This is a genomic window from Allocoprococcus similis (assembly GCF_054660775.1).
Genome location: NZ_BAAHSG010000008.1, coordinates 16,367 through 38,697, shown reverse-complemented (window position 1 = coordinate 38,697; position 22,331 = coordinate 16,367). Strand labels below are relative to the sequence as shown.

The following is a 22,331-nucleotide window of genomic DNA, read 5'->3' as shown; positions in this document are numbered from 1 at the left end:
ATCGCAATTTACTCTGGCAGGTCAATAGCCATATGTTTTTATTAGTAATTTTTCATGTTAATATTAACTATTTTATTAGTAATTTTTCAATACTGTTTTTGAGTAATCCTCTATTTTATAGTGTTTTTAAAGACCTAAATTATGAAATATTACTAATATTTTTTGGATTTAAACTAATTTTTCCCTTTTTTTGTTTTCGCATAGGACGTCGTTCCACGCACGATCAGACGGGGTTCATACTCTACATGATAGGTGCTGATCGGCTGGATCTCTGAATACTGGCTGTTCTGTGAAAGAATCTTTTTCATAATGATATCACAGGCATCCCGTCCTTTGAAAATGACAAAATGCTCGATCGTTGTCAGCGACACCTTATGCATCTTCGCAAACAGTGTATTATCACATCCCATTACGGAAATATCTGCCGGAACTTTATATTTTTCTTCGTGAAGTGCATCCAGGATCCCAAATGCGATCATATCATTTAATCCGACGATTGCAGTAATATCATTATGCTCTCTCAAAAGCTCTTTCGTCAGATCATATCCGATCTTATACTCCGAGTCGATATTCGGGATGTTCATATCGATCGACTCATTTGCTGCCTTGATGATCACATTGCCTTTTAATCCAACGGCATCAAATTCTTTCAGAAATCCTTCCACCCTTTTTGAGCGCTGCTTTTGTCTGGTTGTAAGTGGTGGTGCAATATATGCCACTTTCCGATGCCCCAGTTCCAGAAGATGCTTTGCCATCATCCTTCCGAGTTTGGAATTATCCAGTTCCACTGCATCCACATTCAGATGCTCATTCTGGTTATTGATAATTACGATCGGAATTTTTTCTGCCAGCTCTTCTATCGTATCCATAAAACAATGGCTTGGATTGCAGGTATAGATAATACCAAGCGGTTTCAGCTCATGCATCATCCTGAGATACCGCTCCTCCATCTTCAGATCCCTCTGGGTATTACACACAAACAGTCCATATCCCTGCTCCTTTGCACGGGATTCAATCCCCTGAAGCAGCATAACATAATAAGGGTTCGTGAGGTTGGAACAAAATACGACGATCAGTTTTTCTTTTCTGCTTTCTCTGCGTGTCTTTCTTTTCGGTACTTCATATCCCATCTCTTCTGCGATCTGTTCCACTTTACGAATCGTTTCTTTTGAAAATGATACATTATATTTTTTATTCAGGATCATGGATACCGTTGCCTGCGACACACCTGCCGCATATGCGATATCCGAAGAGGTTACTTTCTTCTTTCTCATATCTTTACTTCTTTCAAATGCATACGTTTCCGGCACTCCTCGCAATCCTTAAGTTACCTAAAGTGCTGTACGTCCTTCCAGTGCACGCAGAAGCGTCACTTCATCAATATATTCCAGATCGCCGCCAACCGGCACACCACTTGCGATCCGGCTGACCTTGATTCCTGTCGGTTTGATCAGTTTGCTGATGTACATTGCCGTGGTCTCCCCTTCCAGACTGGAATTGGTTGCAATGATCACTTCGTCTACATCTCCCTGCAGACGCTCCATCAGTTCTTTTAACCGGATATCTCCAGGTCCGATCCCCAGCATCGGAGAAATTGCGCCGTGAAGTACATGGTATACACCGTTATATTTTCCGGTCTTTTCATAAGCTGCAAGATCGCGGGAATTTTCCACAACCATGATCGTCTTATGATCCCGCTCCTCGCTGGCACAGATCGGGCATAATTCTTTATCAGTAAGCGTGCAGCATTCCTTGCAGTATCTTACATTATTTCTTGCATCTACCAGTGTCGCTGCAAGCTGTTCTACCTGTTCCTTCGGCATATTGATGATATGAAAAGCCAGCCTTCCGGCTGACTTTGCTCCGATACCAGGCAGTCTTGATAATTCTTCGATCAATTTACTGATCTGACTGCTGTAATAATCCATCTTTTACACTCCCGTTCTAGAACATTCCCGGCATTCCGCCAAGTCCGCCAGTCAGCTTGCTCATAGCGGAAGTATTGGCCTCATCAACCTGACGAAGTGCTTCATTGACTGCTGCCATGATCAGGTCTTCCAGCATCTCTACATCATCCGGATCCACAACTTCTTCCTGAAGTTTTACTTTCTGTATTTCTTTTTTACCGTTTACAATAACTTCAACAGCTCCGCCGCCTGCAGTTGCTGTAAAACTTTTCTCTTCCATCTCTTTTGCCTGCTCTTCCATCTGCTTCTGCATCTTCTGAGCCTGCTTCATTAAATTTGCCATATTTCCCGGCATTCCGCCTCCCGGAAATCCTCCTCTTTTTGCCATAACTATAACTCCTCCTAATTATTATTCATCTTCAATCGTGATCTCCATATTGATCACTTTTTCTATATCCACAAAACTGTCTTCAAAATGGCGTCCGTTTTCCACCTGACGCACATCAATCTCCACAGTCTTGCCGATTTTTTTCTCAATCAGATCTTTTAATTCCTGCTTATGCTCTTCGCTTCCTACCACGCTGGCGCTGATCTCATCCGGCAGAACGATCAGAAGTCTGTCCTGATTGTCCACGCTGAGTCTTGCCTGCTTCAGATAGCCTCTAAGCATTCCTGATGCTTCGTTTGCAATCTTCCTGAAATTTGATGCCACCTGCTTTACATCTTCCTTCAGTGCTTTCGGAAGCTGCGGTTTTGACTGTGGCTTTGGTGCTTCACCATTTACATAAACAACCCTCTCCTGTGGCTGCGCAGCTGCAAAATTTCCTTCTTCTACCTGTTTTTCCAGTGCACGGATCCGATCCAGAAGACTGTCCTTCGTACTCTCCATCTGCGGTTTGCAAAGCTTGATCAGTGTTACTTCCAGAAGCACTCTTTTCTGTGTTGCGTATTTGAGCTGATTTGTCAGCTCGGAAAAAATACGGATATACCGGAGCAGCACTCCGGATTCAATCATCTGTGCTTCCTCTTTCAGCTGTGCCAGATTTTCTGTTGATACATCCAGTACATCTTCCATATTATCCGAAGTCTTCACCAGAAGAAGATTGCGCAGATACCAGGTAAAATCTGCTGCAAGCTGTGTCAGTTCTCTTCCCTGCATCACAAGCTCTTCCACCGTAGCAAGGACCTTTCCCACATCCTGACTGATGATCTGTCTGAGAAGTCTGCTGAACACATCAGTATCCACAGCGCCAAGAACCTCAAGGACATGATCATAGGTCAGCTTCTGCCCAAGGTAAAATGCAATGCACTGATCCAGAAGACTTAAAGCATCTCGCATGGATCCGTCCGCCGCTTTCGCAATATAACGGATCGCTTTTTCTTCCACCTCAACCTGTTCTTTTTTCATCAGTTCATCCAGACGCGCCGCGATCGTATCGATCGTAATTCGCTTGAAATCGTAGCGCTGGCATCTGGATAAAATCGTGATCGGAATCTTGTGTGCCTCTGTCGTTGCAAGGATAAAGATCACATATTCCGGTGGTTCTTCCAGCGTCTTTAACAGGGCATTAAACGCACCTATAGAAAGCATATGCACTTCATCGATGATATACACCTTATATCGTCCCTCTGTCGGACGGTAGGATACCTCTTCCCTGATCTCACGGATATTGTCTACACCGTTGTTGGAAGCCGCATCGATTTCAATGACGTTCATGGAAATACCGGCTGCAATATTTTTACACATGGCACATTCCCCGCAGGGACTTCCGTCTACCGGATGTTCACAGTTGACTGCTTTTGCAAAAATCTTCGCTACAGTAGTCTTTCCGGTTCCTCTTGTGCCACAGAACAGATATGCATGTCCAATTCTATCTGCCTTTATCTGATTCTTCAGTGTTGTGATAATATGATCTTGTCCTTTTACATCTTCAAATTCCGCAGGACGGAATTTACGATACAGGGCAGTATATGACATGTTAAATTACTCCTTTACTCATCACCAAAACTGATTCCGACAATCTTGGCTTCTTTGATGATATCCGCCTTCGGGTCTACCATCTTCAGCTTACCGGCAACTTCACCAAGCGGAACCTTGCGGATGCTGCCGTTTTTAATTCCTACCATATATCCGTAGTCCTCTTTTAAGATCAGATCCGCTGCTGCTGCTCCCAGTCTGGTTGCAAGCACACGGTCATACGGGCACGGACTTCCACCTCTCTGTGTATGTCCCGGCACAGTAATACGAACTTCCTGATCCATACGGTTCTGGATCTTCTCTGCCAGCTCATATGCTACAGACGGATAGTCCTTCTTTTCCTGTTTTTCTTTTAATTTTTTCTTCGGAAGGGCTGCATCTTCTTTTGTGATCGCACCTTCTGCAACCGCAATGATCGTAAAATGCTTTCCTGCTTCTGTACGGCTCTTGATCGCACGAACTACATTGTCTACATCATAAGGTATCTCCGGAAGCAGGATGATATCTGCTCCGCCTGCGATTCCGGCATGAAGTGTCACCCATCCTACTTTATGTCCCATAACCTCAACAATAAACACACGGCTGTGTGAGGTTGCTGTTGTGTGGATCCTGTCAATCGCCTCCGTTGCAATATCTACCGCACTCTGGAAACCAAATGTCATATCCGTTCCCCACAGATCATTGTCGATCGTCTTTGGAAGTGTGATCACATTCAGTCCTTCTTCTCTTAACAGATTCGCAGTCTTATGTGTTCCATTACCTCCCAGGACTACCAGACAGTTCAGATTCAGCTTATGGTAAGTATGTTTCATTGCTTCGACCTTATCTATCCCGTCTGGTCCTGGTACGCGCATCAGTTTAAATGGCTGTCTGGAAGTTCCGAGAATCGTTCCACCCATCGTAAGAATTCCCGAAAAATCTTTTGCTGTCAGCATCTCAAAATTTGAATAAATAAGTCCTTTATATCCATCCTGAAATCCATAAATTTCCACATCATTCCGTTTTGAACAAAGTCCTTTTACGACACCGCGCATTGCCGCGTTCAGTGCCTGACAATCTCCACCACTGGTAAGCATTCCAATTCTAAACATAATTGTCCATCCTTTCCCTGTTCGTCTTTCCAATATCAGTCTGTTATTTTCAGTTATAATCCCTTTGTATTATAACCGATTCCAGAGTCCTATACAAGCAATAGTTCTGCTTCAAAACGGATACATACCACATCCAGTTCTGTCATTTTGGACTGCATCTGGCGAAATACGTCCTGCACAGATTGACTTTTTGACCTGAAATGGATATATTATAGAAGTGAAACAGTTAGTGCAGGCATACATCTGGTTTTTGTGATCACATCAGACTCTGCACGTAAAAATTTATAAAAGAAAGTCAGGTATTCTCATGGAAAGAAATGAATTGTGCTGGTGTGGCAGCGGAAAAAAATACAAAAAATGCCATCTTATGATCGAAGAAAAGATCGCATATCATGCAGATAAAGGAGAAATCGTTCCGACAAGAGATATGCTCAAGACCATTCCTCAGATTGAAGGAATCCAGAAAAGTGCAGATCTCAATACTGCCGTACTTGATCATGTAGCAGCCCATATCCACGCAGGCATGAGTACAGCCGAAATTGATAAATTAGTTTATGATTATACAACCGAACACGGCGGAATTCCGGCACCGCTTAATTATCAGGGATTCCCGAAGAGTGTATGTACCTCGATCAACAACGAGATCTGCCATGGTATTCCGGATGAAAATATCATCCTGGAAGAAGGCGATATCATCAATGTAGATGTATCTACCATTCTGGACGGATATTTCTCAGATGCATCCCGTATGTTCATAATCGGCAAGGTCAGCGAACGTGCTGAAAGACTGGTCCGTGTCACACAGGAATGTGTCGAACTTGGACTTGCGCAGGCAAAACCATGGAATCATCTCGGAGATATCGCAGATGCGATCAACACCCACGCAAAAGAAAACGGCTACTCTGTTGTAGAGGAGATTGGCGGACATGGTGTTGGTCTTGAATTCCACGAAGAACCTTGGGTAAGCTATGTAACACCAAAAGGAAGTGAAATGCTTCTGGTTCCGGGTATGATCTTTACCATCGAGCCAATGATCAATGAAGGCAGCCCGGAATTCTTCGTTGATGAAGATAATGACTGGACTGTTTATACTGAAGATGACGGACTTTCTGCTCAGGTAGAATACATGGTCCGCATCACAGATGATGGTGCTGTTGTTATGACAAAATAGCGTGCCCTTTAAGCATCTAAAACACTTGTCTTTTGAAAAATGCGTATAAAAAAGCTGACAATTTATACTAATTTTAATTAGTTAGAATGTCAGCTTTTATTTTATTCTTTTAAATCTCTACTCCAGATCTCCCTCGCGATAAGCCCGAAGCAGCATTTTCAGCGCTTCGACATCTTCTTTTATCTTCTTTCCTGTATCCGTATCCCGTACCATCAGACGTTCTTTCTCAGTCTCTACCAGCTCCGATTTTGACTCAATATCTTTATTTTCCGTCAGTGCCGCAAATACACTCTGGAATGGCTGGTGTGACTTGATCCGGATTCCGTGGGAATTGAAGATCAGTGTATAACCGGCAATACCGGTCGTCTTGTGATAACTCTTGCAGAATCCTCCGTCGATCACCATCAGTCTTCCGTTCGCACGAACCGGATGCTCCCCTTTGGAAGTCCGGACCGGGGTATGCCCATTGATAATATGTGATCGTTCAGAATAAAGGCCAAACTCATGTAAAATCATATTGCAGACCTTTTCTTCTTCATAAAATCTGTAATATGGGTTCGACTCTTCATGCCAGGTTGCCTCATCCTTCACATAAGTCCGCTCAAAGGTCTTGATATTTCTGCCTGACAAAGGTGATTTTCTACCACACCACAGATACCACATAAAGTCTTTGTCTTTTTCTTTCGCATCTTTTGACCAGGCTCTTCTCGCAATATGCTCCGCATAGTCAAGATAATCCCTTCCACGATAACGCTTCTTTCCAAATACAACTCCTTCAAAGTTACCACTCTCATCAAGTGGCACACAGCCATGATACAGGAGGTTGTTGTTAAAGATCCGGTACATACTTCCCTTTTTATATAGAAAATCAATGTGCTGGCGCAGACGGATGCTGTTCACAAATGCCATCTCAAGACCTTCGACTACCTGCTCTTCCTCTTCGGTGAGCCGGTATACATCCTCCAAATTTTCTGCCGCAAAATTGACTGTCGGGAAAGTCTCTTCTTTAATGTCATATTCTCTTCCGTCAATTTCCACCGTCTGACGTGCCACATCCACCTTGTGAAGCAGAAGCTTATCCTCCATCTTATAATCCGGATTACGCAGGATCACCTGACCTTCCAGTTTAAAAAGGAGTACAGAAATCTCTTTTAAAGCTGCCTTCATCGGATCAATCCCCGGATAAATCTTCTCTGCAAATAAAGTCAGATTCCGAAGGCTGATGCCATAACTGTTCTCCAGGATCTTCATGTTATCATACTTCAGATTGTTCCGGATCACAGTGGCAATACACGCTCTGTTCCCTGCCGCAGCTCCCATCCAGAGAATATCATGATTTCCCCACTCAATATCGATCGAATGATACGTCATCAGCAGATCCATGATCCGGTCGGCACACGGACCTCTGTCAAAAATATCCCCGACAATATGTAAATGATCCACCGCAAGACGTTTGATCAGACCTGCCAGTACTTCGATAAACTCATCCGCATTCTGAAGCTCAAGAAGTGTATCCAAAATATTGCGGTGATAGATAAGCTGGTTGTCATCCTCATCCTTCTGCACATGGATCAGCTCGTCCAGGATATATGCATATTCCTTCGGCATCGCTTTCCTTACTTTAGAACGGGTGTATTTGGAAGAAAATAATCTTGCAATCTCGATCAGTTCTCCCAGGATCACACGATACCATTCTTCATTGTTCTTCCCTTCTTTTTTGATCAGCGCAAGCTTCTCAACCGGATAATAGATCAGGGTACAGATTTCTTCTCTGTCCAGATCAGATAAGGTATCTCCAAACAGCAGATCCACTTTTTCCCGGATCACGCCGGAACAGTTATTTAATATATGACAGAATGCTTCATATTCTCCGTGCAAGTCACTCATGAAATGCTCGGTTCCCTTCGGCAGACTTAAGATTGCCTTCAGGTTGATGATCTCCCGGCACACAGCCTGCTCTGTCGGGTACTTTTCCGCCAGAAGTTCTAAATATTTTTCATCTTTCATTTTCTTCCTCCATCCGGTTATTTTTTACTTTACATATCCGATAAATACATTTCCGCTGCCGCTTACAAGACCTTTCATCTCATCCGGTGTTGCGGAATGACGCTCTCCGTCTGCCGGATCCAGATAAGCATACTTCGCATCCGTGTATCCGATGACCAGTACCGCGTGATCCGCACTGAGCATTGCGATCACCGGTGTCTCATGGCTGATCGTATAGCGGATTTCTTCCGGTGTACATCCAGTCAGATCAAACCCTTCTCCACCGATTGCTTCTGTCAGGATTTCTGCCGGCGGCTTTCCATTTTCCAGCTCTTTTGATGCATTTATATCTTCTGCGCCTTCCAGCTTAAGAATCCGGTTCAGGCACGCTGCAAGTGTACTCTCACCTTCTCCTGCCCGGAACTCATCCATATTATTTACTTCATAAATATTCGGCGTATTTCCGGACTCCCACACATATTCCTGCGACGAAGAAATGACCACGCCTTTTATCTTCTCCGCTTCCTGGATCGCATAAGATGCTTTTTCATACACACCCTGCAGACTGCCAAGTGCATATACATAATACTGATTCTTTACCTTCGGCTTATCAAAGCTGACAACCATCGGTTTATCAAACAATACCTGCTTTGGTTTTAAAATTTTTGCTTTGCTGTCTTTGATTCCATTTTCATAAGTCAGACGAACCAGGGTTCCCCTCAGATCATCATTGTAGGTCTCTACTGTGATATTGCTCTCTTCCTTTTCCTGATTGTTGGTAATGTAATCTGCTGTCGTTGAAATATAGGTATTCTCATTTCTGTTCACCCGGTTAAGTGTCATCATATTGTCTGCCACATAGCCATCCAGAATGTAAAAATCCTGTACCTCATAGGTCTTTGCAACCACCTGCTTCTGCGTGATAATATCCACCTTATACATCGGATATACATTCTGTCCGGATACATTGGTTCCCACATCGCTTCCGCGGAGTGTTCCATAGGCAAAATCATTACGGATAAATCCGATCGGTTTGATATATTCATCTCCTTCGGATGTAATATCAAAGGATTTTCCTGTCTTCAGATTCAGGACAATGATCTTCTGTGACTCATTGATCTTTCCGCCCTCACTCTGGTAAGCAAGCAGATGCCCATCCGGTGAAACCTGATACTGCCCTTCCTCCAGATCTTTCACCAGCACCTCTCTGGTGTTGTCCTTCAGATTCACAAGATACAACGTACCATCTATCATTACATAAAGATTTTCATCAGAATTGCTGTAATATACAAATTTACCCAGATCCTCTTTCATCAGATAATATCCGTCTTCACTAGGGACAAACGCTTTTTCCGTAACTGAATTTTTTTCTGCGTCAAAATAATAGACTGCTACACCTACCTGCCCTTCATGTACACCGCGGTTCATATACCCCACTACAGTAAATGTGGTATTGCCTTTTTCATCTACTGAAATCAGGCGGATATCATGCAGATCGCATAATGTACGCACATCCATGTTTTCCGCATCTGCGAAGCCGAATACCAGCGACATTTCATCCGCTTTTTTATCATAATGCCAGAGCTGGTTATCCTCTATAAATGCTACAATGGTTCCATCTGTATTAGTCTCATACTCCAGTTCCGTCGGCGCAATCCCAACAAGAACACCTTTCTGGTTCAGCGCAGTTGTCTTACCATCAAATCTCTGATTCATCGTGCGGTCATAATCAAGCAGATACTGTTGTGCGTCTTCGCCGGTGCGGATCCGGAAGAATTCCTTTACACTGTAAAGCCGGTCTGCATAATCCGTATCCCCGGCACATTTTACCTGATATTTGAGGACAAGCGATGTATAATTCTCATTGCATTCCTTAATTTCCCAGTACACATTTCCGGATACCTGCGGTGCAAGTGATCCCCAAAGCACCTGTGCCTGTGTAGATGCAAGTGTGACCTCCTGATAGGTGGAACTGTCCGCATCGGAATCTGTATCTGTCTCCAGATAGCTTTCAATCTTATCGCCCTGACCTTCAAGCGCCGCACTGTGAAAATTATTTGCAAAATCCAGGCTTGCCTTATAGTTGCAATCTGCCGAATTCTTGATCCTGGTATAAAAATAAATATTCTGATTATCCAGGTACAAGGTTACTTTCAAAATCCTCTCTTCTTTCAGGATCTTCGTATTCCTGAAATTTAAAGTTACTGTATCCTGAACGTCTTTAATGGTTCCCTCCTGAATACATTTTTTCCCGTTCAGTGTATATACCTGCCAGTAAACCTTCTGGATCTGGTTATCATATTTTGCAATGTTCATATCCAGCTGGTTATTTGTGACGGGTGTCAGTGTATCACGCATCGAAGTAAGCGTCATATCGCTTTTATATCCCGGCAGTGAGTTCACTTCATAGCCTTCTGTCATAAAGGATATTCTTGGCAGTGTTGCACCTCCCATATCTGCACTCATATCAGTGTTGCCTCTGTTCGTCACATAACTGGATACGATAACTGCAAGAATAAATACAGTAGTCAGTACCCCTGTCTTTATTGCTATCTTTTTAAACATTGTAATTATAGTCCCCTTTATCTTAATCTGCTAAATTTATACTCCTTTTTCTCCCTCTTCATTCTGCTGATCCAATAATCTCCCCAGCATTGGATCGATGTGAAGCATTTCTTCACATGCGCGGATTGTCTCTGTATTTTTTCCTTTATTTCCCGTGTAAATGGCCCGTATCAAAATATTCTTCGGTGTATGCTCCATATCGATAAACTCCAGGATCTGTGTGTCATATCCCTCCCTCTTGAGATATTCTGCACGCATAGCATCCGTGACAAGAGCTGCCATTCTCTCTTTGATCAGTCCGTAAGAAAACAGCGGTGCAAGTGTTTCATTTGCAATCTGGCGGTTCACTTCATGCTGACAGCACGGAACCGAAAGAATGACCTTCGCTTTCCAGCCAACTGCTTTTGCTAGTGCAAAATCGGTAGCGGTATCGCAGGCATGCAGCGTCACGACCATATCCACTTCATCAGAGCCGGTGTAATCTGCAATATTTCCTTCCATAAACTTCAGTTTTCTATAGCCATATTTTTTTGCAAGCTGGTTGCATGCATAAATGACATCCGTCTTCAGATCCAGTCCGATGATCCGGATATCATAACCCTTTAACTCATGCAAATAATAATAAATTGCAAATGTCAGATAGGATTTGCCGCATCCAAAATCCAGAATCGTTACTTCCCTGTCCTTCGGAAGCTCCGGAAGTACATCCTCGATAAACTCCAGGAAACGGTTGATCTGGCGGAACTTATCAAACTTTGTCCGCACGATTTCCCCATCTTTTGTCATAACTCCCAGATCCTGTAAAAATGGAACTGCTTTTCCTTCCTCCAGGATATAATGCTTCTTCCGGTTGTGTGACAGATCAATCTCTTTAAACCTCCCGGTCTGAAGCCGTCTCTGAATCGTCATTTTCCCTTTTTTGCTGACCAGAACCTGATAGCGGAATTTTCTGGTCTCCATCTGCATCTGTTTGAATTCCTGCATGGCATTTTCAATATATCCTGCCGCTTCTTCTTCATTCAGATTGTGGTGAAATACCTGGTTGTTCCGGTGTTCTTCGCACTGATACAAAATATTGTCTTTATGCTCCACAGGGCGGATCTTAATCTTTACAATTCCGCCTTTTTCACGTGGGTTGCTGATTATTGCTGATAAAAATTCTTTATTTAAACTCTTTTTTAAGATATTATTCAATGATTCCATTTTAATTTCCCCTTACATTTTAGGTTATATGTACGAATCCAGTTTTTATTGTAAAGCGAAATAAAATAGAGCGCAAGGGAAATTTCCCTTACGCCCCATATTTACCTGTTACTGTTCGACTTCCTGATAGACATCTTCCGTTTCTTTTGGAACCGGGAAACAGATCAGTACCTTGAACAGATCTCCGTCGAGATATAACTCGAATTTTCCCCCTTGAAGCTTTGTCAGATTCTGTGCAATCGAAAGACCAAGCCCGCTTCCTTCCGTGCTTCTGGATACATCTCCGCGAATAAATCTTTCTGTCAGCTCATCTGCCGAAATATTCAGCGGCTGCTCTGATACATTCTTGATCGTAAGCTGTACTTCCTCACCTGTCTGAACCAGATCCACATAGACACGGCTTCCCTCCATTGCATATTTTGCCGCATTGTTAAATACATTTGCAAGAACTCTCCACATTCGTCTGCCGTCTGCGTAGATTGTTGCCGGTTCAGCCGGAAGATTCATGATCATTTTCAGATTCCTTGCTTCAAATTTTTCTTCAAATTCGGCGCAGGTCTGGTTGACCAGCTCAACCAGATTAAGGTTCATCATTTCCAGACTGATATTTCCGCTGCTTACCTTGGAAGCTTCTACTACATCCTCGGTAAGTGTCTTCAGACGATATGATTTTTCTTCCAGAACCTGAAGATAATTCCGGATCTTCGGATCCTCAAAATCCTCTCTCTTTAAAAGTTCCACATAATTAATGATTGATGTAAGCGGCGTTTTGATATCATGGGATACATTTGTGATCAGATCCGTTTTGAGGCGTTCATTTTTTACGCTCTCTTCTACCGCCCGGTCCAGTCCATCTCCAATCTTATTGATGCTGACTGCTGCTTCAAGCTGTCCGCCTTTGAGTCCATTTAACGGAATCTGATAGTCAACCTGACCGTCTGCGATTGCTTTTACCCCTTTGATGATCCGCGCTCTTCCGATGGCTCTTCGCATCAGGTAGAAAAATGCCCCTGCCTCTGCCGCAAGCATTACGAACAGCCAGATTCCCGGCTCCCACATGGCGATCGCGATCCAGTGGACTACAACCAGTACTCCAAACAAAATCGCAGCTTTCCAGACCTCCCCCAGATGCCGGATCCCAATCCGGACGTATTTGATGATCAGACATAAAATACTGTTCTTCCACAAAGTCTTTGCCTTGATCCTTCTTACCATTCCAAGCCATAAAGTAAGTCCTGTCATGCAAAAGCTTACCGCAACAATTCCTCCAAAAATCAGTACCGATGTGTCATTGAAACCATCTCCGCTAAACCGGACTCCGTTCAGCAGACTATAACTTAAACTGATTTCCCCGTAAATGCATGTCACCATAACTGCAACCGACAAAAGAATAAAGATTTCTGTCTTCATTTTGTCGATCCGATTCAACACAATGCCTTCTTCCCGGTTTGATCTGCCTGCAACAATTGTCAGCCATGCCAGAATTACAAGCATTGCAAATCCGGTTGCAATCGCAATCCAGAAGGTAAATCTTACCTGCGGTGCATACTCCTGATAAATCTTGCTCTCCTGATAAAAATCATCCTGGATCGGATAGGAAGTATCTACCGCGAACACACATTCATAATTATCCGTCCACATATTGCCACCGATCAGTGATTTCCACTGTGATCCGTCCATATCAATATTACTCCGGTACTCAGTAAGCTTTGGTGTGGCAACTGCATACACTCCCAGTTTTTTCAGATTGTCCAGATTCTTTTCCCACTCATCAAACTTCTGATATGCCAGCCGGTTGGTATAAACTTTTTTATTATCCAGATCAACAATCATGTAAGCGAGATTGGTATTCCCTTCTTTATATTCTTCGGTCACATATTGCCAGATTGAAAACTCAGCTCGTATACTGTCCACAGTATTTCCAAGCATGGACATCGCATCACTTAGTTTGCCGTTCCATCTGGAATCCTTGTTCACAATCTCCAGGAGATTCTCAGCTCCCACCGGTGCACATTTTTCGGAAACTTTTTCTCCGTCATACCGCCAGCACTTTGTGTAGACCTGACGGTTTTCACTGTCCAGAATATTGCGGTAAATACTTGCGGAGCTGTCTACCCAGCCATTGATCATAGAATCAATCACTTCTCCGGTGCTCTCCAGTGAATATTCGTCTTTTGCCTCATCCATGTTACCAAACTGAAGATTTCCGTTTTTAAATTCTCGACGAAACTCTTTTTCATAGTAATAGTGATGAGTTCCGTCATCCTTCTGGCAGACGATGATCTCCTCATCATTGTCTCCATCTGCCATTTTGGTTCCGTCTGCGTAGTACATCTCCTGATCGTTTTCCCAGTAATTCACAAGATCACCCAGACGGTATGCAAGCCCATTTACATTTTCATTTGAAATCTTACAATCTGAATCATATTCTTTCAGATCTACAATTCTGTTTTCATCATATTTTCCTTCTGTCTCAAAATGGCTGTCGTATCCTTCCGCAGCCGTAATATCATTTGCAGCACTCATCAGCTTGTCGGTAAACCCTTTTGACTGATCATACTTCTTATGTGGCTTTTCAAACAGGATTCCTGCCAGATCATCGCCCGGATAACTGAATGTAAAAACCAGACATGTAATCATCACCACCGCTAAAATATGTTCCAGTATGATCAGGATTCCTTTACATGGTGCGCTCTGATACCATTTGTTATTCATAAGACCTCCTAACCGATCTTCTCTACCTTATATCCGACACCCCATACTACCTTCAGGTAACGTGGCTCTTTCGGATTGATTTCGATTTTCTCCCGGATATGGCGGATATGTACGGCAACGGTATTGTCCGCTCCGATCGCTTCTTCATTCCAGATATTTTCGTAAATCTGATTGATAGAGAACACCTTCCCCTGATTTTTAACGAGTAACAGTAATATATTGTATTCAATCGGTGTCAGCTTCACTTTTTCGCCATCCACAGTTACTTCTTTCAGATCATCCCTGATCACAAGTCCCCCGGTCCGGAACTCATTCTGGTTGTCAGATCTCGCCGTACTTCCAAGCTGGGTGTAACGTCTGAGCTGGGATTTTACCCTTGCTACCAGCTCCAACGGATTGAACGGTTTGGTCATGTAATCATCTGCACCGATATTCAGTCCTAAAATCTTGTCTGCATCCTCTGATTTGGCGGATAAAATAATGATCGGGAGGCTCATGTTTTCCCGGATCTTGAGTGTCGCCCGGATTCCGTCCAGCCGCGGCATCATCACATCCATGATCAGAAGATCAACTTCATTATTTTTCAGTACCCTGATCGCTTCATCGCCATCATACGCCTTCAGGACTTCGTATCCTTCCTGCGTCAGGTAAATATCTATTGCTTCTACAATGTCTTTATCATCATCACATACTAATATTTTTGCCATCTTTTTTTCACCTCCTCTATACTATACAAGATTAACAGAGATTTTTTAAGAGATAGGGCTGGACTTTCTTAAGAATTTTTTGAGATTGGGGGATATGGGGGACAAAAAAAGTGCACATCTCCGGTACGCAGTACCTTTTATCTCATAGAAAGTTCCTTTAAAATAATAAGAACTCCCGGCAAACTTTACCTTGCCGGGAGTCCTTTAAATGTCTTCTACATTTTTAAAGACGTTTCTTTTTTCTGATTATTAAAACAGTGGCAATTACCAGAACTGCTACTGCCATTCCGATTACAGGGAATACAAGATTATTTCTGTCTCCTGTCTGCACTTTTCCGGAATTCTTATTGGAAGAATTGCTATTGTTATTGTTGTTATTATTTGTGATGTTATTTACTATATTATTACCACCATTGCTTCCGTTATTAGAATTTGATCCACTTCCTGTTCCATTTCCACTGCTAGACCCACTTCCTGGTTTCGGAGCTTCCGGATTTGGTTTTCCCGGATTTGGTTTTCCCGGATTTTCAGGTCCTGGTGTTTCCGGTGTTTCTACTCCGATAAACACAACTGCTGATTTTCCACCATAAGTCACAGTAACCTCTTTTACTTCTTCTGTAAGTGCAGTCTCCAGACCTGGCTCAAAAACAAACAGTCCTGCCGTCTCTTCGCCATATACCAGTTCTTCCTCTGAATCATCATCGTATACCAGTTTCAGCGAAAGGCCGGTCGGGTCGAAGCTTTCTCCTGCTTTGTAAACTACTTTTCCAGGTTGGCTCTGGATATACACAGCACTCAGCTGCGGATCTTTCTTCACAATTTCAAATGTACATTCTACAGCTCCACGATAATTTACAATTCCGGTAATAATCACCTTACCTGTTCCGAAAGCTGTATTATTTTCATAGGACAGCAGATAATCCACTCCGTACCTCAAAGTCTCTTCTGCGCCGTCTACCGTTTTCTTAACCTCTACCTGTGGATATACCGGATTCTGTTCGTCTGCTTTCGCAACCTCTATCTGTTCTGGAACAGACACCGTGATCTGGCTGTCTTCTGCCGAAATATCTACACGCTTGTCTGCCTCACGGACCCGAAGTTCTGCAACTGCCATGTGTGCATCATTTCCAGATTCTGCATAAGTATGGATTCCCACCAGTCTCACGTATTTTGCTTCTACCGGTTCGTCAAATTCTGCTATTTTCCATTCAAGCGTCCTGTCCCAGGTACCGCCTGCAATATCGGTCCATTCATCTTCCTGATTCAGCTTGTACTGTACTTTATACTCACTGACAAATCCATTCATGTTGCCGCCACGCGGATAATAGCGAAGTGCATCCAGAACTGCCGGTTCTTCCAGTTCCAGTCCAATCCAGCGTTTTTCTACATCCTGTGCTTCATTTGTACGCCAGTTTGTATGCCAGTGCGTTCCTTCATCTTCATCCAAAACGTACTCTGCCGGTCCTTCTGTTCCACTGCCATTATACTCACTTTCTGCAAATGCAGTGAGCCTTCCAACCGGATAATCTCTGTCACCGGATTCTGGTGTCTCTTCAGTTTCTTCTCCAAGACGGATTTCAAATACATTTCTTGTATTGTGATCCTCTGACTCTACAATGATCTTCTTGATATTGTTGAAAGTCGGAAGAATAGTCACTGACGCATTATCGGCTGCTTTTGCCTCTACCTCTGCAAAAATAGCAGGTGTAGAATAGCTTCCCTGTGCCAGTGCACTTTCCGGTACCGGATTGCCATTTACAATCACTTCTTCTAGGTTTGCTGTCGTATTTGATACAAAGGTTCCCTGTGCCACCTTCAGCTCGATCTCCGTAAGTGCAGTACATGGTTTCCATCTGGTTCCTGTCGTTGCACTTGCGTTCGTAAGTTTAAATTTGATAAAGGTCGCTGTCGTCGGTGTAAAATCATAAGTATATGGTTTTACCCGTCCACTTTCTTCCCCGATTGTCTCCGTTACCACAAGTTTGTTCCAGTTGGTTCCATCCTCTGAAACCAGAATCTCTGTTGTTCCTGCATCCGGATAACGCATACTTCCGCTGTCTTTTGCAAAATGCATCACAATTTGTCCAAGTCTCTGCTGGGTTGCATATTCAAATGTGATCTCCGCTTTATTATTACCGTTCTGAGAACTCTGCCAGTTGCTCCATGCAGTCGGGTTTGCTCCTCCGCTTGTGTTATCACTGATTGTTGTTGATCCGTCCACAATTGCAGAAAGTGTATCCGACTGCTCGCCTTCCGGAATACTTTGCGTCAGGTTCATTACCTTTCCTGAGACACTGCTTCCAATCGTGATCTGTTCTGTCTGTACGCGGATTGTCGCACTTACCGGAATCTCATCACCGAGTACATCTGCTGTTCCGTTTACCGTAACAATTCCTTCTTCTGCAAACTGATCCGCCGATATGTCATCCCAGTTTACTCCAAATGAAGCGGTCAGAATGGTTCCGTCTGTAAGAACCGCCGGCCTGGATTCCGGAAGAATCGGTACAGTTCCAACTGGTGTTGAGGTTGAGTAATTCAGAAGTCCTCCAACTTCATCAATAACATTTACATTGACCGTTACCTGATGTCCTTCAATCTGCCCCTGCACATTAAAGTTTCCTGACTGCTGTACCAGCTCCTCTCCGATCGCATCCCATGTCACTGCTTTACTTTCTTTGCTTCCATCGGTATAACGGGTTTCAATCGTTGTCGGAAGTACCGGGATATTTCCAGTCTTGACATAATAGGTCTTTGACATCCAAAAACTGTCAATCTCTTTTTCTTCTTCCGGTGTGCCATCTGCTACAGAATAAGTTGTAACAGTTGCCACTGCACTTTCCAGCCCATCAGCGGTCGCTGTCACGGTAAATGAACCGCCCGTTTTCGTAGACTGTACAATCGCCAGAACTTTCCCACTGAATGCTTTTCTGTTATCTGCAAGATAAGAATCGTGATCCGGAGAGCTTCCGTTATCTACACCAACCAGAACTCCATCACCTTCTACGTTAAATGTAACACGGTTTTCTGCATCCGGAACAACATTTCCATTCTGGTCTGTCACATCAACTGTCACATAAGATAAATCTTTTCCATCCGCAGCGATCTCGGTTCTGTCTGCTGACATCTGCAATTTTGCAGCTTCGCCAGTCGTTGTCACGCTGGAACGTCCGTCTGTATTTTCAATGATATTTCCATCTGCGTCATATGCAACGGCCTCCAGTGTTCCATCCGCATACGGAACCTTCCAGGTAAGATAAAGATTCTTATGCTCGGTTCCGTTCTTATCTTCTCCCTCGTAAATCTGATAGGTATAACCTGCCGCTGTTGTTTTCTGTGTAAATGCTTTCTTTCCAAGAGACTGTCTTTCTCCACCTGCAGGTGTAAAGAACAACTCGACCGATGCTGCATCCGAATATACAACTACCGGAACCTTTCCACTGTTGTCTTTATAGACTACATTTTCATTCCATGCCGGAAGTACATGTAAAGTGTGCACCTGATCATTCCACTGGCTCTGATAGAAGTAATAGCTGTCTTTCGCAAAGCCTGCGGTATCCACGATACCAAAGTAAGAGTTTTTCGGTGCCGGCCAGCTTCCTACTGATCCTGCTCCGGTTCCATTCCAAGGTGTCGGCTCACCGATATAATCAAATCCGGTCCAGACATATTCCCCTGCAAGGTAATCTCTTGTAATCGTTGTATACCATGCATCACTTGCTACACTGCCCCAGCCTACAGCAGAATTATCATAGGATGTAAGCTGCTTGTCGGAAGTCTGGCTTCCACCGTTGATCCGATTATAGATTCCACGGCTGTTGATCGCAGAAGCAGTCTCAGAACCGTACATCAGCCATTCTGGATGCGATTTATGCCAGTTGTCATACTGCCAGCCTGCGCAATAGTTAAATCCAACGGTTCCGCCTGCTGCATTTAATGTATTGCCAATACTTTCTGCTTCACTCCAGTTGGCTTTCAGCTTGTTATCTCCGGTTGTCATCGGTCTTGTTGCATCCAGCTCTTTTACCCAGTTCACCAGCTTCTGTGCAGTTGCCGGATAATTTGAAACGCCACCGCTGATTCCTTCCATAACCTCATTTCCAAGAGACCACATAATGATTGATGGTGCATTGTATCCTCTCTTCACCATTGCTGTCAGGTCAAACTGTGCCCAGGTCATACCGTCCCCTGCACCTAAAATCTGATTTTCCCCGTCGATTGTCTGATTGAACCATTTTGCATAGTCATTACTGTTTCCATTTTTTGCATAAAGCCAGGTATCGAAAGCTTCATCGATCACCAACATCCCCTGCTCATTGCATGCTTGGATCAGCTCATCAGCTGCAGGGTTATGTGTCACTCGAATCGTGTTACACCCCATCTGCTTCAGGATCTCAATCTGTCTTGCAATTGCGCGGGCATTTGCCTTTGCACCAAGTGCTCCCTGATCATGATGCATACATACACCTTTTAGTTTTGTGTTCTGTCCGTTCAGCGAAAATCCTGTATTGTTATCAAAATCAAAATACCGGAAACCATATTCTGTATCGTAAACATCTACTGTATTTTCTCCAAGCTTTACTTCTGTTCTTACAGTATAAAGTGTCGGACTGTCCACACTCCAGAGCGCCGGACTTTGTGCCGCAAGTGTTATTTCGATTTCATCACTTTCTCCGGATGCAACCGTTTTAGCTTCGGTTGTCACTGTTCCGATCGCTGCACTTTCATTGCCTTTCGGAAATACTGTATGCGTCAAGGTTACTGTCTGTTCATTTTCAGAATCATTCACAACCTGTGTGCGAACATCCATATTGACAGTTCCACCCTGTTCTGCTTTCAGGTTCTCAGTCGTAATCTGCGTCCCCTCAAGATCCACATGAACCTTTTCTGTCATGGTCAGATTTACACTTCTGTAAATACCACTTCCGGAATACCATCTGCTTGAAGGCGTCTTGTTCTCCACCTTTACTGCAATTGTATTTTCCTCACCATATTTCACATAGTCTGTTATGTCAAATGAAAATGGTGTATATCCGTATGGATGTGTTCCAAGCTTTTCTCCATTTACCCATACAGATGCATTCATATAAACACCGCTAAAATCAACACGGATCTCTTTTCCTTCCGCAGCTTTATCTATAGTAAAACTTTTCCGGTACCATCCTGTTCCCCCTGGAAGATATCCACTTTCTGCTTCCATAGATTTTGAATAATCCTGTTCAATGCTGTAGTCATGCGGAAGCGAAACCTGGCGCCATTTCGAGTCGTCGAAATTTGCTGTCTGCGCATTTTCCACATCTCCCAGATTGAATTTCCAATTACTGTCAAAATTGATCGTTCTCTGATCCGTCGATTTCCCATAATTGCTTACGTAAACCGCTTCCGGATCTGAACTCATCTGTGTCTGTGAATTGGATCTTACTTTCACCTCTTCACCTGCCGCCACAGGCAATGTCATTCCTTGTACCGTGAGCAATGCCGCAAGGCAGGCAGCCCCGGCACGGACATACCTTTTTCTTGTTTTCATCTTTTCCTCCAATGTTTTTATTCCTCTTTATAGACACAAAAAGACAGGGGGGTGCTATTATTCTCCTGTCTTTTTGTTTTGAGGTCTCGTCCTCGTTATGAGCTATTCCTCATTACGATCTTTATCTGTACTCTGATTCTTTTTCATATTTTTGTAGACATTTATAGTTCCAAACCCGATCAACCCAACGCCTACGATCAGAAACAGAATCGTCGCCACGATCATAATCAGCTGCTCATTGCCATGACTTGTGGAAATCGCCCTGAACATCTGGTATGCCAGTGTCAGCAGATAAAACCCGGCCATTGCATAAATCGCCAGTCTTGCATTTTTCTTCCATCCGTCATTCTCCGGCATCTTATTCTCGTCCATAACATTTCCCAGCCTTTTCTTTTTATTTTCTTACCAGATATTTTCTCATATCAATTGCACATGCGATCAGAATAATCAGACCTTTGATCACATACTGCATATTCTGGCTTACTGCCAGGAACTGCAGTGCAACGAAGATGATTCTCAGAATGAACACTCCTAAAACAACGCCGCTGATCTTACCGGTACCACCTACAAAAGATACACCACCGATTACACAGGCAGCAATCGCATCACACTCGTAGTTCAGACCTGTATTTGCCTGGTTGGAACCGATACGTGCAGATTCAATGAATCCAGTGATACCATACATACATCCTGCAAGTGTATGTACCAGAATGGTTGTTCTCATAACATTTACACCAGATACATTGGCAGCTTCCGGGTTGGAACCAACTGCGAACATATTCTTTCCAAATGTTGTCTTATTCCACATGAACCACATGAATACAACTACGACACAAGCGTACCATACATAGTTCGGGATCGGAACGCCACGAATCTTTAAGAAACTTCCTGTTACAAAATCCTTGAAGGATTTGTCCAGTCCGGAAAGTGGCTGTCCGTTGTTACCGTTCAGCATAATGTACATCAGAAGAATTCCGTATACGATCAGCTGTGTTGCCAGTGTTACAATGAATGGATGTAAGTGGAATTTCGCTACGAAGAATCCATTTACCCATCCAACAATACCTCCGACTACGATTACGATCAGAATAACCAGTGGTATCGGAAGAACCGGAAGATCCGGGAAAATTTTGGTTGCATAAGTTACTGACTGCAAAAGTGATGCAGAAATACATGCTGTAAGACCTACAACACGTCCGGCTGAAAGGTCTGTACCGGTAAGTACGATCGTTCCTGCAATACCACATGCGATCGGAATGTTCGCTGCAGACAGCGAGATAATGTTAACAATAGATGCCACGCTCAGGAATCTGCTGTTCTGTGTGTAAGTGTAAATAACTGCGATAATGATCAGAAGATAAATCGCATTATTGATAAGTCCTTCTTTCCACGCTTTTGCTTTATCTGCGGAATCCAGTGCTTTGTATTCTGCATAGCGTGATTTTATATTTGCAAATGCTTTCATCTGGGAAGCCTCCTTCTTT

The 22,331-nt window shown here is 43.5% G+C and carries 14 protein-coding genes; 1 reads left to right on the top strand and 13 read right to left on the bottom strand.

Features of this window, described 5'->3' with window-relative positions:
- Nucleotides 1-173: 173 nt before the first annotated feature.
- From ACYQ5K_RS05085 to ACYQ5K_RS05065, 5 genes are read right to left on the bottom strand one after another with little or no spacing between them, the layout of a single operon-like run.
- Nucleotides 174-1,274 (bottom strand): LacI family DNA-binding transcriptional regulator, encoded by a 1,101-nt coding sequence (locus ACYQ5K_RS05085; RefSeq protein WP_173688679.1) that lies wholly within the window; start codon nt 1,272-1,274, stop codon nt 174-176.
- 57 nt (nt 1,275-1,331) lie between these two features.
- Nucleotides 1,332-1,928, bottom strand: a complete 597-nt coding sequence (recR, locus tag ACYQ5K_RS05080) for a recombination mediator RecR (protein WP_173688680.1) — start codon at nt 1,926-1,928, stop codon at nt 1,332-1,334.
- Between the two features lie 16 nt (nt 1,929-1,944).
- Complete coding sequence (locus ACYQ5K_RS05075) at nt 1,945-2,295, bottom strand: YbaB/EbfC family nucleoid-associated protein (protein ID WP_195231097.1); 351 nt, start codon at nt 2,293-2,295, stop codon at nt 1,945-1,947.
- A gap of 21 nt (nt 2,296-2,316) precedes the next feature.
- On the bottom strand, nt 2,317-3,885 hold the full coding sequence (gene dnaX / locus ACYQ5K_RS05070; RefSeq protein WP_173688681.1) for a DNA polymerase III subunit gamma/tau: 1,569 nt from the start codon (nt 3,883-3,885) through the stop codon (nt 2,317-2,319).
- A gap of 14 nt (nt 3,886-3,899) precedes the next feature.
- Nucleotides 3,900-4,976, bottom strand: coding sequence for a 6-phosphofructokinase (locus tag ACYQ5K_RS05065; RefSeq protein ID WP_173688682.1), 1,077 nt, complete (start codon nt 4,974-4,976; stop codon nt 3,900-3,902).
- Nucleotides 4,977-5,283: 307 nt separating this feature from the next.
- On the opposite strand from ACYQ5K_RS05065, the gene ACYQ5K_RS05060 reads away from it, so the two are divergent.
- Nucleotides 5,284-6,147, top strand: a complete 864-nt coding sequence (locus tag ACYQ5K_RS05060) for a methionyl aminopeptidase (RefSeq protein WP_173688683.1) — start codon at nt 5,284-5,286, stop codon at nt 6,145-6,147.
- A gap of 117 nt (nt 6,148-6,264) precedes the next feature.
- On the opposite strand, the gene ACYQ5K_RS05055 is transcribed toward ACYQ5K_RS05060, so the two are convergent.
- The 8 genes from ACYQ5K_RS05055 to ACYQ5K_RS05020 all read right to left on the bottom strand — a co-directional run bounded on the left by ACYQ5K_RS05055 (nt 6,265) and on the right by ACYQ5K_RS05020 (nt 22,312).
- Nucleotides 6,265-8,154 carry a fructose-1,6-bisphosphatase gene (locus ACYQ5K_RS05055; protein ID WP_173688684.1) on the bottom strand — a complete coding sequence of 630 codons (1,890 nt, stop codon included), beginning with the start codon at nt 8,152-8,154 and terminating at the stop codon, nt 6,265-6,267.
- A gap of 24 nt (nt 8,155-8,178) precedes the next feature.
- Entirely contained in the window at nt 8,179-10,698 is a 2,520-nt protein-coding gene (locus ACYQ5K_RS05050; protein WP_173688685.1) for a hypothetical protein, read from the bottom strand.
- Between the two features lie 36 nt (nt 10,699-10,734).
- Nucleotides 10,735-11,901: a class I SAM-dependent methyltransferase gene (locus ACYQ5K_RS05045; RefSeq protein ID WP_173688686.1), complete on the bottom strand. Its 1,167-nt coding sequence runs from the start codon at nt 11,899-11,901 to the stop codon at nt 10,735-10,737.
- A 108-nt stretch (nt 11,902-12,009) separates the two neighbouring features.
- A complete protein-coding gene (locus tag ACYQ5K_RS05040) occupies nt 12,010-14,616 on the bottom strand; it encodes a sensor histidine kinase (RefSeq protein WP_459777314.1) in 2,607 nt (868 codons plus the stop codon).
- Nucleotides 14,617-14,624: 8 nt separating this feature from the next.
- Nucleotides 14,625-15,323, bottom strand: coding sequence for a response regulator transcription factor (locus ACYQ5K_RS05035; RefSeq protein ID WP_195231090.1), 699 nt, complete (start codon nt 15,321-15,323; stop codon nt 14,625-14,627).
- A 223-nt stretch (nt 15,324-15,546) separates the two neighbouring features.
- Nucleotides 15,547-20,847 carry a sugar-binding domain-containing protein gene (locus ACYQ5K_RS05030; protein WP_459777313.1) on the bottom strand — a complete coding sequence of 1,767 codons (5,301 nt, stop codon included), beginning with the start codon at nt 20,845-20,847 and terminating at the stop codon, nt 15,547-15,549.
- 102 nt (nt 20,848-20,949) lie between these two features.
- Entirely contained in the window at nt 20,950-21,219 is a 270-nt protein-coding gene (locus ACYQ5K_RS05025) for a hypothetical protein (RefSeq protein WP_173688690.1), read from the bottom strand.
- A 22-nt stretch (nt 21,220-21,241) separates the two neighbouring features.
- On the bottom strand, nt 21,242-22,312 hold the full coding sequence (locus ACYQ5K_RS05020; protein ID WP_173688691.1) for a galactose/methyl galactoside ABC transporter permease MglC: 1,071 nt from the start codon (nt 22,310-22,312) through the stop codon (nt 21,242-21,244).
- Nucleotides 22,313-22,331: the final 19 nt, after the last annotated feature.